This window comes from Ectothiorhodospira sp. 9100 (genome assembly GCF_022227565.1).
GTDB lineage: Bacteria > Pseudomonadota > Gammaproteobacteria > Ectothiorhodospirales > Ectothiorhodospiraceae > Ectothiorhodospira > Ectothiorhodospira marina.
Genome location: NZ_JAJNAN010000016.1, coordinates 15,740 through 31,737, shown reverse-complemented (window position 1 = coordinate 31,737; position 15,998 = coordinate 15,740). Strand labels below are relative to the sequence as shown.

Here is a 15,998-nt window from a genome sequence, read left to right as displayed (position 1 = left end):
GCTCCTGTGACGACTTACAGCGAACGGTTGTCGATCACCCGCTTGGCCTTGCCCTCGCTGCGGGCAATGGTACGCGGTTCCACCAGGCGCAGGCCAACACGGATGCCCACGATGTGCTCGATGGCCTTGGCCAGAGCAGCACGCACATCCTCCAGGGCCCGGACCTTGTCGCTGAATACCTCCGGCGTGACCTCGACCTCCACGGCCATCTGATCCAGCCCGTTCTTGCGGGTGAGGATGATCTGGTAATGGGGCAGGGTGCCTTCCACCTGCAGCAGCGCGGCTTCCACCTGGGAGGGGAAGACATTGACGCCGCGGATGATGAACATGTCGTCGGAGCGGCGACCCACGCGGCGGAAACGCCGGGTGGTGCGCCCGCAGGCGCAGGTTTCCGTGATGATGCGGGTGATGTCCCGGGTGCGGTAGCGGATGATGGGCATGGCCTGCTTGCTCAGGGTGGTGAGCACCAACTCGCCTTCCTCTCCGTCGGGCAGTGGCTCACCGGTTTCCGGATCAATGACCTCTGGATAGAAGTGGTCTTCAAAGACGTGCAGGCCATTTTGCTCGGAGCACTCACTGGCCACGCCAGGGCCAATGATCTCGGACAGGCCGTAGATATCGTAGGCCTTGATGCCCGCACCTTCCTCGATGTGGGCACGCATGCCATCACTCCAGGGCTCGGCCCCGAAGATGCCGGTGTGCAGTGGCAGGTCGCGCATGTCCATGCCCATGTCGTGGGCACGCTCGATGATGTGAGTGAAATAGCTGGGGGTGGCGCACATGGCGGTGACGGAGAAATCCTTCATCACCATCAACTGGCGTTCGGTGTTGCCGCCGGAGACCGGGATCACCGTGGCCCCCAGGGACTCGGCCCCATAGTGGGCCCCCAGGCCCCCGGTGAACAGGCCATAACCGAAGGCATTCTGCACCACATCGCCCCGGTGCAGCCCACAGGAGGCGAAGGTGCGGGTCATCACCTCGGCCCAGACCTCCAGATCCTCCCGGGTGTAGGCCACCACGATGGGCTTGCCGGTGGTGCCGGAGGAGGCATGCAGGCGCACGATGTCGCTCATGGGGCTGGCAAACAGACCGAAGGGGTAGGTGTCGCGCAGATCCAGTTTGGTGGTGAAGGGCAGGTGGGCAATGTCGGACAACTGCTTGATGTCCTCGGGCGCCATACCCTTGTCCTGCATCCGGGTGCGCATCAGTTCCACGTTGTCGTAGGCGCGTTTCACCACAGCCCGCAGGCGTCTGAGCTGTACTTCGCGCAGCTTGTCCTCGGGCAGGTAGTCCGGCGCACTGGCCGGGTGGAAGCCCCCCTCCACGTCATTCCAGCGTTCTTTGAGCATTCAAACCCCCTCGGTTTCTTTAACGTGGCCCAGCTGTTGCCCCACCTCACGCCCCAGGGCAAAGGCCTGCTCGTTGACCGTGTGCAGCTTTTCGGCAAGACAGGTATGGATGGAGCGGATCCACTGGTCTTCTTCGAAGTCCAGCATCACCGAGAGGGCGCCCAGGATGGCCACATTCAGGCTCTTGCGATTGCGCAGCGCCCCCTCGGGGATGGCATCCGGGGTGATGAGCACACCGCCGGGCTTGAGCCAGCCACGATTGATGTCCACCTGGCTGGCCTCGAACACCAGCAGGAAATCCGCCTCGCCCATGGGCACCATGGGGCTCATGACATTCTTGCCAAAGCGCACGTCGCTGGTCACGGACCCCCCCCGCTGACTCATGCCATGCACTTCGCTCTTCTTGACCTCGCACCCGGCGTTGAAGGCCGTGCTGGAGAGCAGGTCCGATGCCTTGACCACGCCCTGTCCGCCCAGGCCGGCAAGTACGATATTGGTGACAGCCATTGCTGATCCTCTGAATTAGGGTAAGTATGGAAGAAAGCCGGGATGCGTCGCGACGGATCAGTCCGTCATGGCGGCGGCGCACTGGGCCTGCTTCTCCTCCTGGGCCTTCTCGAACTTGCGGATCAGCGGCACCGCCAGGATGCAGGGGCGCTCGGCGATCATGACGGAGAGTTCGTCCTTGGCCATCATGGCCCGCAGACGGCCCTCGAAGTCCTCACCCGGATTCTGAGGATCCACCACTTCCACGTTCTTCACGCCCATGGCGCGGCAGACGGCGGCGAAATCCATCTTGTTGGCGGGTTGTTCGTGATTCAGGCTGCGGCCGGTGCCCGGGTGCTCCTGGCGGCCGGTCATGGCGGTGGTGCTGTTGTCCACGATGAGTACCACGTGGCCGGTCGGCGGCGGGTTGTACACCATCTCGGCGATGCCCGTCAGGCCGGAATGAACGAAGGTGGAATCACCGATCACACTGACCACGCGTCGGGCCTGGTCATCGGGCAGGGTGTGGCGCAGCCCCAGGCCCACGCCAATGGCGGCGCCCATGCACACGCAGGTGTCCATGGCCTCGAAGGGCGGCAGGACGCCCAGGGTGTAGCAACCGATGTCACCGGCGACGATGCAGTCCATGCGGCTCAGGGCCTCAAAGACCTCACGATGGGAGCAGCCCTTGCACAGTTCCGGCGGCTTGCCCCGGGGTGGCTTGGCCTCGGGCGAGGTGTCGCCGGCCAGGATGCGGCGCACCCGGGGGACGTTCAGTTCGCTGAAGCGGTACATCTCCGGCTTGCCTTCCACATCCAGGCCGGCCACCTTCAGGGCCTCGTACAGCAGGTGATCGCCTTCTTCGATCACCACGCAGCGATCCACGCTCTCGACGAATTCCTTGATCCGCTTCATGGGCAGCGGCCAGGTGAGCCCCAGGGCCAGCACGGTGGCCTCGGGCGCTGCCTCGCGGGCATGCATGACGGCCACGCCCGAGGCAATGATGCCCAGGGAGCGATCCCCTGGGTGAATCCGGTTGAGGTCGCTTTGCTCGTTCCACTGGGCGATCTCGTCCATCTTGGCGCGCACCTTGTGGTGGGCGGGACGGGCATAGGCGGGGATCATCACGCGCCCGGGGATGTCGCGTTGGTAGCCGGGTTCGATGCTGGAGGGGCGCTCGGGTCCGGGACGGACCTCGGTTTTGGCGTGGCAGATGCGGGTGGTCATGCGCAGGATCACCGGCACCTTCCAGCGCTCGGACAGTTCAAAGGCGGCCAGGGTGAAATCATAGGCCTGCTGGGCGTCAGCCGGTTCCAGCATGGGCACGATGGCGGCCCGGGCGTAATGCCGGTTGTCCTGCTCATTCTGGCTGGAGGCCATGCCTGGATCATCGGCGGAGACCAGCACCAGGCCACCGGTCATGTCGATGTAGGCGGCGGTGAACAGGGGGTCGGCGGCTACGTTGACGCCCACGTGCTTCATGGTGGTGAGACTGCGTGCACCGGCAAAGGACACGCCCAGTGCGACTTCTAGGGCAACCTTCTCGTTGGGGGCCCACTGTGCGGGGCCACCGATGTGATCGAAGGCCTCGAGGATTTCAGTGGAAGGGGTGCCGGGATAGCCGGTTCCCAGGGTGACACCGGCATGCAGGGCGGCCAGGGCCACCGCTTCGTTGCCGCTCAGAAGAAGACGTTCGGTCGATGCCATGTTCTGCTGCTCAATCTGTCTGTGGGACGACGGAGCCCGGCGACCGACGGCGCGGCAACGCGGGCGACAGCCCGCAAGTCTACATGATTCCTCAATGGGGGAGGAATTTCTGGGGTTTTGTCATTTTTCCGGGTTTCCCGCCCTCCGCACATCCCCTCACCCCAACCCCTCTCCCCCGAGGGGAGAGGGATTTCTTCGAGGTACTTTGGGCAGTCGGTTTCCCCGACCCTTCTCCCCCGAGGGGAGAGGGGTTTCCATTCAGGTATGGCTCCCTTCTCCCCCCTCGGGGGAGAAGGGTCGGGGATGAGGGGGGGGGCGGAGGGCAGGACCTCTCGATCAGCGGGCCACCCAGGCGGTGCACCAGCCGTTGGCGGACACATGCTTGCCCGGGAACACCGCACAGGGACCCCATTCCTGAGCACTGGGATCAGAGTAGAGCATGCAGTTCAGGCAATGACTGCCTTCCTGATGCTGGTCATGCTCGGTGCTTTCAGCATCGTGGGTATAGGCCAGGGCCTGAGCAGTATCGGACTCCGGGTCCAGTTGTTCCATGCTGGCCTGCGCGGCGGTGGTCCAGCCCAGACCGGCCAGGGGCACGGCCATCAGGCCATAGGCACCGAACTGCAGGAAACGGCGACGGCTCACGTTGTTGTTCAGGGTCTTCATGGTGTGCTCCTTCTCGCATCGAGGCGAATGGCTTCATCGTTTGGCCCGGATCCTGTTTCCAGGCTTCGGGGCCATTATTCGCCTTGTTCCCTGAACGGGGCATGAATGGGTGGCCGTCCTGAAGCTATTCCTCTCCTTCGTCGAAATCCCCCTTGAACTTGGGGTTGGAGCGCGCGCGGAACCGGGAAATCCTCGGTGGGGCGCCGGAATCCTCGTGGTCGGTGCCGTCCTCCTCCAGCAGCACCCGGGCCGGCGGGGCCTGGCCAGTCTTGTCCTCGCCAAAGTACAGGGTCATGTGCGGGAATGGGATCTCGATACTGGCAGCGTCGAAATGGCGTTTGACCAGGCGGTTGTACTCGCGACCCACGGCCCACTGCATGCCCGGTGTGGTCTTGATGCGTACCCGCACGTTGACCGAGCTGTCGGCCAGGGCAGTGACACCGTGTACCTCCAGATCGCCCAGGATATTGGGGGCCATCTCCGGCATGCTGCGCAGTTCCGCGAAGGCGTCACGCAGGCGCGCGATGACCTGGTCCGTGTCCTCCCGGTAAGCCACGCCGTATTCACCCACGTGATAGGCAAATTCACGCATGTAGTTGGATACCACATCCACTGAGGAGAAGGGCATGAGGTGATAAGTGCCGGACAGGTCGCGCAGCCCCATGGAACGAATGGTGAGGCGTTCCACGGTGCCGGTCATGCCGCCAGCCGTGACCACATCCCCCACGTTCACCGCGTTCTCCAGCTGGATGAACACGCCGGTGATCACATCCTGGACCAGTTTCTGAGCCCCAAAGCCGATGGCCAGACCCAGGACGCCAGCACCGGCGATCAGCGGGCCGATGTTGATACCGATTTCCGCGAGGACCACCATCACCGTCATCACGATCAGTGCGATGGCGATGGCATTGCGGAAGATGGTCAGCAGGGTGCGGGCGCGGGGATTGGGTTCTCCGTTGCCGGTGGCCGGATTCAGTTTGAATTCGATCCAGCTGGCGACGACCAGCCACAGCACCAGGGTAAAGCCGATGATCAGGGTCACGGCAATGATCTTGCTGATGATCAGGCTGCCGCTGTCCGAGACCACCCAGGCACTCAGGCTGAAGGGGGTCCAGGCGTCCAGAATCACCCCTGCGACGATGGCCAGGATGGTGAATCGAGTGATCTTCAGGGTGGTCGGGATATAGGCATTCAACCGCTCTTCCAGCTGCGGAAACCTGTCCCGAGTGTCTTCGGGCAGATGGATGCGGCGCAGGATCACCCGTGTGAGAAAGGCGGACAGGGCGATCCCGATCATTCCCGCGATCAGGGTCTGGACGGTGGCCGTCAGCATGAAAGGCAGGGCCTGTGCCGGGAACAGCACCGTGGTACCCAGGATGGCGGCCAGATAAATCAGGGCGACGAAATGCCAGGTCTTGGCGATCAGGTTCAGGCTGATCTGGGCAAAGCCCGTTTCCATGCGTTCCGCTAACGTGGTCAGCCGTTGCTTGGCCCGTTTGCGGTTCTGCATGATCAATGCCACCCCTTTCAGGAAGGCCATGAAGACGATGATCAGGGCCGTGGTGCGGCCCAGTTCCGGGGCCACGCTCTGGTTGATGACCGGCACCACGAACAGCAGGCCGTACCCCAGGAAGACAGCCATGCGCGTGGTCCAGGCAGTCCAGTAGGCGGCTTCCTCATCGGTGAGGGGCACGGGCCGCAGGCCGGACCAGCGCTTGGAGAAGATCAGGCGGATGGCGGCGCGGAGCAGTTCCACAATGAGGAAGGCATTGAGGAACAACGTCGTCTGGGTGGTCATCTGGCCCGAAGCCCCCAGCACGAACAGGGCGATGGCATAGCCGGCCAGCCAAGCCAGCAGCACGGTGATCACATCGATGATCAGGGAGGAGACAATGGCCACGCCACGACGAATGATCCCCACCGTGCCGGTGCGGGAAAAAGCGTAGCCATTCAAGCGCCGGTAGGCGAACCGGGCCACCCAGGAGAGCAGCCACAGGGTCACCAGCGTGGCCGCAATGAGCCCGGCCAGCAGGCCCATTTGCAGGGTCAGATCCATGAGATCCGCCGCCTTGAGCTGATGCCAGGCCACGCGACCGGATTGCACGGCGGCTTCCACTTCCGTGACGGCGCCCTCCGCCAGCGACTGTGTGAGCTGCGCCACCCGTCCGGGGAACGATGCCGCGGGTTTCGCCTCCTCCGCTTGCGCCGCTTCTGTCTCTGCTGCCCCGCGCCGCAATTCTTCAATCAGTGCTGTACGCGCCTGCTCATCCTCGAGAAGATCAGCGAGACGACTGTCTCCCGGGGCGGCCTCGGCGAGGACCGAAGTGGGCAGGAGGAGCGCGGCTGTTACCAGGAACAGCAGGATACGGGCAAGCATCTGGCGGGTGAGATTCAACCTGGGCTCCTTGGCTGCGTAGGCGTGTTAACAGGCGCGATCAAACCGTATTTATAACGCATCGAAGGGGGGCGTCTCCACCACGAACCCGCGGTGATGGGCCGGACAATCCCCCAGATCTGCCCTTTGTCATCTCGCCTTGACACCCTGAGTGGGTGGGGCTAGCGTCAGGTGAAACCAGAAAAAGTTTAAAGCGAACCCGCTTCAAACGTGTGTTGGAGTGACACCAGGAGGCCTTCCCGGACAGGTCATGTTGATCGATGGCAGTGCCGCTCCCATGGCGGCCCTTGGGCCCATGATCCGGCCTGATGCGCAGCGTCAGTCGTCTCCTCCAGATAGCGAACTGGAGGAGACGGGCGCCTTTGCTCCAGTGGATGAAGTGGAGGAGGATGCGCCGGCCGATCCCGAGGCTGACCGCAGTCTGCTGGAACTCACGCCCGAGGAGGAGCGGGTGGTGCGTGAATTGCAGCAGCGGGACCAGACCGTTCGCGCCCATGAGCAGGCCCACGTGGCGGCCGGGGGGAAGTATGTGACGGCGGCCCCCAGCTACGACTACGAATCCGGGCCCGATGGGCGTCGTTATGCGGTGGGTGGGGAGGTCTCCATCGACACCTCGCGCCCTTCCGATCCCAGGGAGGCCATCGCCAAGGCGCGGGTGGTGTTCAGTGCCGCCATGGCTCCGGCAGACCCCTCACCCCAGGATTATCGCGTGGCTTCTCAGGCACGGGTGATGGAGGCGGAGGCTCGCCAGGAGTTGGCCTCCGAACGTCAGGAGGAGATGGTCCAGACCCGTGAGGCATCCAGTCAGGATGATGACGAGGGATCGCAGGCCCCCGATCGGGAGCGGGCTCGGGACCGACTGGCGGAGCTGTTCGCCGCCGTGGACCAACCAGCCCCCGAACCTCTATTCCGGCAGGTGGCCTGAGCGGCGGGTGCTTGCCTGGCCATGAGGCTGAAAGGACACGCGCATGAGTGATCCCCAGACCCTGGCCTGGCAGTATCTTCGGGCCATTGAAGTTCACGACTATGATGCCGCTCGCAGCCTGCTGTCGGATCACGGTTTTTTCTACAAGAGCCCGATCTCGCAGTTCTCCGATGCCGATGCCTTCGTCGGTCATATGTCGCTCAGTGGCAGCATCCTTCAGCGCATTGAGGTGCGCCGGACCTTCGTGGATGGGCCGGATGTGTGTCAGTTTCTGGTCTTTCATGTGCAGCTGTCGGAGAAGATGGCCGTGGATCTGGTGCAGTGGGTCCATGTGGATGTGGGCGCGGGCTGCATCGATCGGATCGAGGCCTTGTTCGATGCCCATCCCTATCGGTCGCTGTTTGACGCTTCGGGTTGACCTTCCACCCTCACCCCAACCCCTCTCCCGCCAGCGGGAGAGGGGCTTTGGTCAGGAGACGGATTAATGAGCAGACTTTCCATGCGTTCGCCCTATTGGCTGGTACCCGCCTTGGCCCTATTCTTGGCACTGGCTGGCTGCACCGGCATCCCCGATGGCGTGAAACCCGTCCAGAATCTGGAGCCGGAGCGCTATCTGGGCACCTGGTACTCCATTGCCCGCCTGGATCACTCGTTTGAACGGGATCTCACCAACGTGACCGCCCGTTACGAGCTGCGGGACGATGGCTCCATCCGCGTCATCAACCGGGGATATCATCCCGAGAAAGAGGAATGGCGCGAGGTCCGCGGTGTGGCGAGGTTCATCGAATCCCCCAACGTGGGAAGGCTGAAGGTCTCGTTCTTCGGGCCGTTCTACGGGGGATACAACCTCATCGCCCTGGACGACGAGAACTACCATTACGCCATGGTGAGCGGTCCGACCCGTTCCTACCTGTGGATCCTGGCCCGTTCGCCGGACCTGGACGAGGCAGTGCTGGCCTCGCTGGTGGAGCAGGCCCGTGAACTGGGTTTTGATGTAGATGAACTCATCTACGTGCAACATGATCAAGGAGACGATGTGTGACTGTTGAGCCCCTGTTGATTGGCGCGGCCGATGGCCGCCCCGTGGCCATCACCCCCCGCATGGCCAACCGTCATGGACTGATCGCCGGGGCCACCGGCACCGGCAAGACCATCACCCTGCAGACCCTGGCCCAATCCTTCTCGGACCTGGGCGTGCCGGTGTTCGTGCCGGACATCAAGTGGGACTTCTCGGGCATCGCGGGCCATTGGCACCCAGATCGGGCGTCAGATCGTCCGGGGCCTGCTGGGCTCCCTCACCGGTCGCCGCCGATAGGTCCAGCCTTCAGGTTGCCTGGCGTGTGATCAGCCAGCACCGATGGGGGCGGCTGCGCCGAAAGTCCTCCGGCACGGTCTGCAAGGTGATCTCCCGCGCCTGGCAGGGGGCCAGTTCGTCTTCGTAAAGCCGGAAACCCTTGCGGTTGTTGGAGAAGAACAGTTCGCCGCCCGGGCTGAGCAGGCCCAGGCAGCGGTTGATCATCCAGGGGTGATCCCGCTGCACATCCAGGGTGGAGTCCATGCGCTTGGAGTTGGAGAACGACGGCGGGTCCAGCACGATCAGATCGTAGCGCTCGCCCAGGGCGGGTGCGGCCTCCATCCACTGCATCACGTCCACCTGCTCCAGGCGATGGCGGCTTGGGTCCATCGCGTTGAGCTGGAAGTTGCGCAGTGACCAGTCCTGATAGGTGCGGGACATGTCCAGGGTCAGGCTGTCGCTGGCGCCACCCGCGGCGGCATGAACCGTAAAGCTGCCGGTATAGGCGAACAGGTTCAAGAAGCGCTTGCCCTGGCTGCGTTCACGCACCATGGTCCGGGTCTGACGATGATCCAGAAACAGACCGGTGTCCAGGTAGGCATGCAGGTTCACCGAGAAGGCCAGGCCGTCCTCGTGGACGATCATCTCCTTGCCCTCCAGCCCGGTCTTCTCGTACTGGGCCAGCCCCTTCTGACGTCGTCGCACCTTCATGGCCAAGTGCACCGGATCCACCTCGAACACCCTGGCCACCTGATCGCGCACTTGCCTGAGCCAGGCGCCGTACTCGGCATCGTCCGCCTCCCAGCGGGTTTCGTAGACGTGAACGTGGGGCACCCCGGCATAGACGTCGATGGCCACAGGAAACTCGGGGATGTCCCGGTCATAGACACGGAAACACTCGATACCGCGTCGGCGGGCCCATTTGCCCCAGTGACGCAGGTTCTTGGTCAAACGGTTGGTAAAAGCATCGCTCATTCCCCCATTATGCATGCATGTCTCCACAATTCGTGCGTGCGCCGGATATGTGCTCAAGCGATGGCCGTTGATCCGTGCATGGTTGCGGGTTGAGTTGACTGGTTCGGCCCGGCTGCCGGGCGGTATGATGGCCGCTGATAGGGGATACAGCGGGGCATCACGTCAATGCGCATCAACAGTCTGGGACTGAGGGCCAAATCCATGTTGGCTCTGGCGCTCGCTTGTGTCGTTGCCCTGGTGCCAGCGGCCCTCATTGGCTGGAGTGTCCTGGAGGGGGCACGTCAGCACTTCGGCGAGGCATTTGCCGAGAACTTCACGCGACTCAAACGCGAGCGGATTGTTGCGCCCATTACCCGTGACCTCGCGCTTTCCGTCCGTCTGGCCAACTCGCAGGTGACCCGGCGGTGGCTGCTGGATCCCGAGGATCCGGACAAGCGGGATCTCTTTTTTGCCGAGGCGGAGGGTTACCGGCGGGACTTTCGGGATCAGTCCTATTTCGTGGTCAGCGCGGAGACGGGTCACTACTATTTCAACGACGCCAGCGAAACGTCCAGTGACAAGCCCCGCTACACCCTTGAGCCGGACAACCCGGACGATGCCTGGTTCTTCAATACCCTGGCCCAGCAAGCGGATTACAACATCAACGTGAATCCGGATGTGCAACTGGGCACCACCCGGGTATGGATCAACGTGCTGGTGGAAGAGGGGGGACGACGCATCGGTCTGGCCGGCACGGGCCTGGACCTGAGTGGTTTCCTCGCGGAGTTCATCCACGATCGCCCCCAGGGCGTGACGCCCATGATCCTGGACCGCAATGGCGCCATTCAGGCCCACCCGAATCCAGATCTGATCAGCTTTGGTTCCACCACCGGTTCGCCCGAGGAGGGCCAGGCGATCACGACCCTGATGGGGCAATTGTCCGACGCTGAAGGCCGTGCCCGGCTGAAACGGGCCATGGGGCGGGCGGAAGACTCGCCGGATCAGGTTCCCCTGGTGTCCGTGAACCTGGAGGGCCGCGAACAACTCCTGGCCCTGGCCTATATCCCCGAGCTGGAGTGGCATGTGGTGACCGCCGTGGACCTGGGGTTGGCACCGGTGGTGGAAGGCGCTTGGGTACGCGGGGGCCTGCTGGCGGTTGCCCTCATCCTGGTGATTTTGCTGGTGGGGTTTGGCCTGGCGGTGGATCGTCTGCTGCTCCGACCTATCCGGGAGTTGCAGCAATCCGCCAGCGCCATTGCCCAGGGGGATTACCAGGTGTCCCTGCCAGCAGCCGGTCGGGATGAACTGGGGGATTTGAGTCGTGCCTTTGCCATCATGGCACAGCGGGTGCGGGACCATACCCAGCAACTGGAAGCCCGGGTGGAGGAACGCACGGCACGTCTGCGGCAGGCCAACCTGGAGATGACTGCGGCCCAGCGCCAGATTCGCGAGTCCATTGATTCGGCCAGCCTGATTCAGCGCGCCATCCTTCCCGATGCCCGTCTACGGGATCGGTTCGGTGCGCATCACTTCGTGCTTTGGCGTCCACGAGATGTGGTGGGCGGGGATTTCTACGTGTTTCATCATGACCAGGGGGATCGTTACCTGGTGGGGGTGGTGGACTGTGCGGGTCACGGGGTGCCCGGCGCCCTGATGACCATGCTGGCCCGGGCCGCCCTGGATCAGGCAGTGAATCAACTGGGTATGGATTCACCCGCTGCTGTGCTGTCCTATGCTGACAACACATTGCGTGAAATGATGCTGGATGCGGATTCCCAACGGGAAGTGACCACCCATATGGATGTGGGACTGGCCTTCGTGGATCTTGGGCAAAGGGTGCTGCGCTACGCGGGTGCCCGGATCAGCCTGTATTACAGCGACGGCACCCGGGTGGAAACGGTCAAGGGGGGGAAACGGGCCCTGGGGGATCGCCGCATGGGGCAATACCAGGACACCACGCTGGCCCTGGATCCCGCCACCACCTACTATCTGGTCACCGACGGATATCTGGATCAGGCCGGCGGCGAGTCCGGTTATGGCCTGGGGCAGACCCAGTTCAAGACCCTGATCCTGGCCAATGCCCGGCGACCCATGGCGGCCCAGGCCACCGCTCTTGAGCAGGCCCTGGAGGACTACCGGGGTGAGTACGAACAGCGTGATGATGTGACCGTGCTGGCTTTCAGACTGGGGGCGGGGGATGCGCCCGCCCACGAAACCGTCATATCATCGTCGCCATGAACCCTTGAGGATCCACACTGCCCATGTCCAGCATTGACCTGTATGGTCTGCGTAGCCATTTCAACCGGGACCAGATCCTGTTGTGCTTTAATGGCCCCATCTCCCGCAGCCTGATCGAGGAGATCGGCAACGCGCTGAGGAACTATCTGGAAGCAGACCGTGCTGGCCCCGGGGCCGCCATGGATGTGTTTGCCATCTATATCGAACTCACCCAGAACATCCGCCATTATGTGAGCCGCATGGGGTACAGCGACCGGGACGGGACGGCCACGGTTGTGGTGGCCCGTGATGATCGGGGGCATTACGTGATCATGGCCGGCAACCTGGTGGAGCCGGAGGATGGTCAGACCCTGCTGGAGCGGGTGGAGTCGCTGGCGGCCATGGACAAGGCTGAGCTCAAGGCCGCCTACAAGGCCCAGTTGCGCAAACCGCGCGAAGAGGGGGCATTGTCGGGTGCCGGACTGGGTTTGACTGATGTGGCTCGCAAATCGGTGGAGCCCTTGAGTGCTCGACTGTCTTCCATGGAAGGGGATCAACGGGTGTTCTTCAGTCTGCGGGCGGTGATATGACCCTAGAGCAACCACAAGACCAGGCAGCCATGCACACAGCCATCAGCGATCTGGATGTACCGGGAACCCAGTCCACACCGTCCATCTCCAGCCATTGGGAGATGGGCGAGTTGCACATGAAGGGCAATTCCTACCCGGAGAATTCCTTCGAATTCTTCGGCCAGGTGTTCACCTGGATCGAGGCCTATCTGGCCGGGGATAACGGTCCCCTGACCCTGCGGCTGACGCTGATCTACATGAATACCAGCAGTGTGAAGGCCATGATGGATATCCTGGATCTGTTGGAGGAAGCCCATGAGCAGGGTCGGGTCGTGGAGGTGAACTGGCTGTATGACCCACGCAACGAGCGTGTGATGGAAATGGCCGAGGAGTTTCGCGAGGATTACACCTTCCCATTCCATATCGTGCCCACCCCGGACGAGGATGACTAAAACACGCGCATCGCAGGCGGGCCGGGAGATCCTGGAGCGGGTTCAAGCCTTGCTGGAGGACCCCGACCATCAGGATAACCCCCTCTATGAGGCACTGGAGGGGCTTCGGGAATACGCCCTGGCTCAGGATCAGCGCCTGGAGAGGCTGATGCGCATCAGCGATGGCTATCATCTGCTGGAACGCAATCACACCCAGAGCCTGGCTGTGCGATGTGACAGGCAGTTACGGCGCATGGAGAAGATGGCTCGCATCTCGGACCAGTACCAGAAGACCCTCTGGGAGGTCACCGAGAGTCTGCGGGAGGCGGCCAATCAGGATCCGCTCACCGGGCTGGCCAATCGCCGGTTTCTCATGGAACGGCTCAAGGAAGAGATTCAGCGGGCCGAGCGCAAGGACACGCGCCTCGCCCTGTGTCTGATGGATGTGGATCACTTCAAGCGCATCAATGACCGGTTCGGCCACGAGATGGGTGACACGGCCCTGTGCGAGATTGCCGGCGCGGTGCGCCAGGGGCTGCGCCGCTATGATCTCTATGGTCGCTGGGGCGGTGAGGAATTTCTGCTGGTCCTGCCGCAGACCGGTCTCAGCGAGGCGGGTGCGGTGATTGATCGGGTACGCCAGGAGGTGGGGCAGGTCACGGTGGGCGAGGGTGAGCCGCTGACCCTTTCCGCCAGCTTCGGGTATACCTGCCTGCACGTGGGCGAGGATCCCAACGATATCCTCAGGCGCGCCGATATTGCCCTGTTTCGTGCCAAGGAGGCCGGTCGTAACCGGGTTGAACAGGAGCCCTGACTCCAACAGCCGATGTGCTGTGCGATACTTCGCCTCCTTCCATTCTGATCCGGACGATTTCCATCATGCTGCTTGCGCTTCTCATGCTGTTGTTGGGCGTGGCCTTGCTTACCCTGGGTGCCGACCGTCTGGTGGCCGGTAGCAGTGCCATTGCCCTACGGACGGGGATTTCACCCCTGTTGATTGGTCTGACGGTGGTGGCCTTCGCCACCAGCAGTCCGGAACTGGTGGTGAGCGTGATGGCGGCCCTGCAGGGGCAGTCGGCCATTGCTGTGGGCAATGTGGTGGGGTCCAATATCGCCAACCTCGGGCTGGTGCTGGCGGCTGCTGCGCTGCTCTACCCGGTGCGCTGTGAACAGGATACCTTAAGAAGGGAGCTGCCCCTGATGGTGGGCGCGGCGGGGCTCCTGTTCCTGTTGCTCTACAATGGCATGATCAGCCGCCTCGAAGGGGTCGTCCTGCTCGCATTGCTGGCGGCCTTCGTGGCCTATCAGGTGCACCTGGCGCGGCGTCAGATGGCGGGCCATCAGGTGGCGGAGGAGGTGGGGGGCTATGCGGGCATCACCGTCAGTCGGGCCACGCTCTTCGTGGTCTTTGGCACGGGCTGTCTGTATGTGGGTTCCGAGGCCTTTCTGAGTGGCGCCATCACCATTGGCCGGGCCCTGGGGGTGAGTGAGGCGGTGATTGGTCTGACCCTGGTTTCCGTGGGTACCAGCCTGCCGGAACTGGCTGCGACGGTGGCGGCGGCCTTCAAGCGGGAGACCGGCATGGTGCTGGGCAATATCATCGGCTCCAACGTCTTCAACGTGTTGGCGGTGCTGGGAATCACCGCCACCATCATCCCGCTGGGAGCCGGTGGCATCTCTTACACGGACCTGTCGGTGATGCTGCTGTTCTCGTTGGCGGTCTGGATGGCGTTTGCCTGGCGGCGGGATATGGGGCGGGTCGCCGGGATGTTGCTCTTGGGTGCCTATTTGGGATATCTGGCCTGGTTGCTGGTATAGAGGCATGCAGGCCCCCGCAAGGGGGCCTGCATGGGGAGCGCGTCCTACTTCAGCGATCCTGATCATCACTGTCGGGGGCTGTCCCACCCATATCACCTTCGGGTGGTGCATCCATCCCTCCTTCAGGAGGTGGTGTGTCCATGCCCCCTTCCGGGGGTGGGGCACCCGCGCCGTCATTCGCGGGGGGCGGGGGCGGTGCTCCCATGCCTTCCTGCTGCTCCATCTCCGGCTGATCCGATGGTTCGAAAGGCTCGCCCATCTCCGGGCCTGAGTCACCACAGCCTACCAGTAGCGCCAGCGGGGCCGCGGTCAGCAGGCCCAGTGTCTTCTTTGCGTGTTTCATGGTTAAACTCCCATCCGAGTTGACCCAGGCCCGGCGGATGATGGTGACTCTGAGCGGGCCAGATGCATCACCCACCGGACTGGCGTCGGCATGAATCGGTTCCTTACTTGCGATCCTGGGTACGCTCGATCACCTCTTCCAGGCGCTCGGGATCACCCTGCAGGGCCATGGCCACCTCGTTGTATTCCTCTACGTTCATTCCCGTCCCTTCGACGGCCTCAACCATCTTTTCCTGGGCCTCCTGATGGATTGACTGGGCTTCCGCCTGGTCCTCGGTCTCATCCAGTTGTTGCGCAAAGTCTTCCTCGATCTTCTGCACCTCCGAGAAGGCATCTACAAAGTCATCAACTACCTCGTCGGTGAGTTCCACCGTGGGCTCGGGGGCCGCGCACCGGGGGCTGCGCCACTGGCATCCGGTGGGGTGCCCTGCTGGGCACCACCGCCGCCCCCACCGTCATTGCCATAGCCTTGGGCAGCGGCCGTGCCAGCCAGGGCAAAAAGGGACGTGATGGCCAGGGTCAAGACTGTCTTACGTAATGTCATTGATAGCTCCCATTGGGTTGGTGAAATGACGTCAAGGAGGACTGCAGACTGTGTGCCAATCTGTTTTTATTTCTAAAAATATTATTATAAACAATGATTTGTCTTTCTCATGCTGGGTGTGCTCGGGTCTGTACCCCCGGGCTCGGGCGTATCAAAACAACACATGCGTCACACCTGGTGGTGTCACATCGGCAAGCTGTGGTTCCTGAATGGGCTTGCCACGGGAGCAGGCTGTCACCTGGGTGGCTACGAGGGTCGCGTTGACCCCGAAGATCTTGGGGACTATGTTGATCCACTCCCA

General features: G+C 62.9%; 15 protein-coding genes and 2 pseudogenes. 9 read left to right on the top strand and 8 right to left on the bottom strand.

All coding sequences use genetic code 11. The features are described from left to right. Nucleotides 1-14: 14 nt before the first annotated feature. The 5 genes from LPW29_RS07035 to LPW29_RS07015 form a co-directional block, all read right to left on the bottom strand. Complete coding sequence (locus LPW29_RS07035; protein ID WP_238627422.1) at nt 15-1,349, bottom strand: phenylacetate--CoA ligase family protein; 1,335 nt, start codon at nt 1,347-1,349, stop codon at nt 15-17. Beyond that, nucleotides 1,350-1,856, bottom strand: coding sequence for an indolepyruvate oxidoreductase subunit beta (locus LPW29_RS07030; RefSeq protein ID WP_238627421.1), 507 nt, complete (start codon nt 1,854-1,856; stop codon nt 1,350-1,352). A 57-nt stretch (nt 1,857-1,913) separates the two neighbouring features. After that, a complete protein-coding gene (locus LPW29_RS07025; RefSeq protein ID WP_238627420.1) occupies nt 1,914-3,542 on the bottom strand; it encodes a thiamine pyrophosphate-dependent enzyme in 1,629 nt (542 codons plus the stop codon). A gap of 336 nt (nt 3,543-3,878) precedes the next feature. Next, nucleotides 3,879-4,208 (bottom strand): high-potential iron-sulfur protein, encoded by a 330-nt coding sequence (locus LPW29_RS07020; RefSeq protein WP_238627419.1) that lies wholly within the window; start codon nt 4,206-4,208, stop codon nt 3,879-3,881. Between the two features lie 124 nt (nt 4,209-4,332). Next, nucleotides 4,333-6,585, bottom strand: coding sequence for a mechanosensitive ion channel domain-containing protein (locus LPW29_RS07015; RefSeq protein ID WP_370642811.1), 2,253 nt, complete (start codon nt 6,583-6,585; stop codon nt 4,333-4,335). A 268-nt stretch (nt 6,586-6,853) separates the two neighbouring features. On the opposite strand from LPW29_RS07015, the gene LPW29_RS07010 reads away from it, so the two are divergent. The 4 genes and pseudogenes from LPW29_RS07010 to LPW29_RS06995 all read left to right on the top strand — a co-directional run. After that, entirely contained in the window at nt 6,854-7,528 is a 675-nt protein-coding gene (locus LPW29_RS07010; RefSeq protein WP_238627417.1) for a putative metalloprotease CJM1_0395 family protein, read from the top strand. A 43-nt stretch (nt 7,529-7,571) separates the two neighbouring features. Then, on the top strand, nt 7,572-7,946 hold the full coding sequence (locus tag LPW29_RS07005) for a hypothetical protein (protein ID WP_238627416.1): 375 nt from the start codon (nt 7,572-7,574) through the stop codon (nt 7,944-7,946). A gap of 66 nt (nt 7,947-8,012) precedes the next feature. Beyond that, nucleotides 8,013-8,570, top strand: coding sequence for a lipocalin family protein (locus LPW29_RS07000; RefSeq protein ID WP_274520315.1), 558 nt, complete (start codon nt 8,013-8,015; stop codon nt 8,568-8,570). Then, nucleotides 8,567-8,770 (top strand): annotated as a pseudogene (locus LPW29_RS06995) (helicase HerA-like domain-containing protein); the annotation flags it as partial. The gene LPW29_RS07000 and the pseudogene LPW29_RS06995, both read left to right, overlap by 4 nt. 82 nt (nt 8,771-8,852) lie before the next feature. Here LPW29_RS06995 and LPW29_RS06990 read toward each other — a convergent pair. Beyond that, nucleotides 8,853-9,797, bottom strand: a complete 945-nt coding sequence (locus LPW29_RS06990) for a class I SAM-dependent methyltransferase (RefSeq protein ID WP_238627415.1) — start codon at nt 9,795-9,797, stop codon at nt 8,853-8,855. Nucleotides 9,798-9,962: 165 nt separating this feature from the next. Between LPW29_RS06990 and siaA the strand changes: the two genes are divergently transcribed. The 5 genes from siaA to LPW29_RS06965 all read left to right on the top strand — a co-directional run bounded on the left by siaA (nt 9,963) and on the right by LPW29_RS06965 (nt 14,811). Further along, the gene (gene siaA, locus LPW29_RS06985) at nt 9,963-12,014 is read left to right on the top strand and encodes a biofilm regulation protein phosphatase SiaA (protein ID WP_177169825.1); all 2,052 of its coding nucleotides are present in this window, start codon (nt 9,963-9,965) and stop codon (nt 12,012-12,014) included. A gap of 23 nt (nt 12,015-12,037) precedes the next feature. Then, on the top strand, nt 12,038-12,583 hold the full coding sequence (gene siaB, locus LPW29_RS06980) for a biofilm regulation protein kinase SiaB (RefSeq protein ID WP_090251034.1): 546 nt from the start codon (nt 12,038-12,040) through the stop codon (nt 12,581-12,583). A 29-nt stretch (nt 12,584-12,612) separates the two neighbouring features. Next, a complete protein-coding gene (gene siaC / locus LPW29_RS06975) occupies nt 12,613-13,014 on the top strand; it encodes a biofilm regulation phosphoprotein SiaC (protein WP_255705676.1) in 402 nt (133 codons plus the stop codon). Further along, on the top strand, nt 13,007-13,807 hold the full coding sequence (gene siaD / locus LPW29_RS06970) for a biofilm regulation diguanylate cyclase SiaD (RefSeq protein ID WP_238627414.1): 801 nt from the start codon (nt 13,007-13,009) through the stop codon (nt 13,805-13,807). Before siaC ends, siaD begins: the two co-directional genes overlap by 8 nt. A gap of 65 nt (nt 13,808-13,872) precedes the next feature. Then, complete coding sequence (locus LPW29_RS06965; RefSeq protein ID WP_238627413.1) at nt 13,873-14,811, top strand: calcium/sodium antiporter; 939 nt, start codon at nt 13,873-13,875, stop codon at nt 14,809-14,811. A 49-nt stretch (nt 14,812-14,860) separates the two neighbouring features. Here LPW29_RS06965 and LPW29_RS06960 read toward each other — a convergent pair whose 3' ends face one another. Together LPW29_RS06960 and LPW29_RS06955 are read right to left on the bottom strand one after the other, a co-directional pair. Continuing rightward, the gene (locus LPW29_RS06960; protein WP_238627412.1) at nt 14,861-15,154 is read right to left on the bottom strand and encodes a hypothetical protein; all 294 of its coding nucleotides are present in this window, start codon (nt 15,152-15,154) and stop codon (nt 14,861-14,863) included. 103 nt (nt 15,155-15,257) lie between these two features. After that, nucleotides 15,258-15,697: pseudogene (locus tag LPW29_RS06955) on the bottom strand (DUF4168 domain-containing protein). Nucleotides 15,698-15,998 lie beyond the last annotated feature (301 nt).

Coding starts and splice junctions, on each gene's coding strand:
- LPW29_RS07035 (WP_238627422.1), bottom strand. CDS start 1,349: ATGCTCAAAGAACGCTGGAATGACGTGGAGGGGGGCTTCCACCCGGCC.
- LPW29_RS07030 (WP_238627421.1), bottom strand. CDS start 1,856: ATGGCTGTCACCAATATCGTACTTGCCGGCCTGGGCGGACAGGGCGTG.
- LPW29_RS07025 (WP_238627420.1), bottom strand. CDS start 3,542: ATGGCATCGACCGAACGTCTTCTTCTGAGCGGCAACGAAGCGGTGGCC.
- LPW29_RS07020 (WP_238627419.1), bottom strand. CDS start 4,208: ATGAAGACCCTGAACAACAACGTGAGCCGTCGCCGTTTCCTGCAGTTC.
- LPW29_RS07015 (WP_370642811.1), bottom strand. CDS start 6,585: ATGCTTGCCCGTATCCTGCTGTTCCTGGTAACAGCCGCGCTCCTCCTG.
- LPW29_RS07010 (WP_238627417.1), top strand. CDS start 6,854: ATGTTGATCGATGGCAGTGCCGCTCCCATGGCGGCCCTTGGGCCCATG.
- LPW29_RS07005 (WP_238627416.1), top strand. CDS start 7,572: ATGAGTGATCCCCAGACCCTGGCCTGGCAGTATCTTCGGGCCATTGAA.
- LPW29_RS07000 (WP_274520315.1), top strand. CDS start 8,013: ATGAGCAGACTTTCCATGCGTTCGCCCTATTGGCTGGTACCCGCCTTG.
- LPW29_RS06990 (WP_238627415.1), bottom strand. CDS start 9,797: ATGAGCGATGCTTTTACCAACCGTTTGACCAAGAACCTGCGTCACTGG.
- siaA (WP_177169825.1), top strand. CDS start 9,963: ATGCGCATCAACAGTCTGGGACTGAGGGCCAAATCCATGTTGGCTCTG.
- siaB (WP_090251034.1), top strand. CDS start 12,038: ATGTCCAGCATTGACCTGTATGGTCTGCGTAGCCATTTCAACCGGGAC.
- siaC (WP_255705676.1), top strand. CDS start 12,613: ATGCACACAGCCATCAGCGATCTGGATGTACCGGGAACCCAGTCCACA.
- siaD (WP_238627414.1), top strand. CDS start 13,007: ATGACTAAAACACGCGCATCGCAGGCGGGCCGGGAGATCCTGGAGCGG.
- LPW29_RS06965 (WP_238627413.1), top strand. CDS start 13,873: ATGCTGCTTGCGCTTCTCATGCTGTTGTTGGGCGTGGCCTTGCTTACC.
- LPW29_RS06960 (WP_238627412.1), bottom strand. CDS start 15,154: ATGAAACACGCAAAGAAGACACTGGGCCTGCTGACCGCGGCCCCGCTG.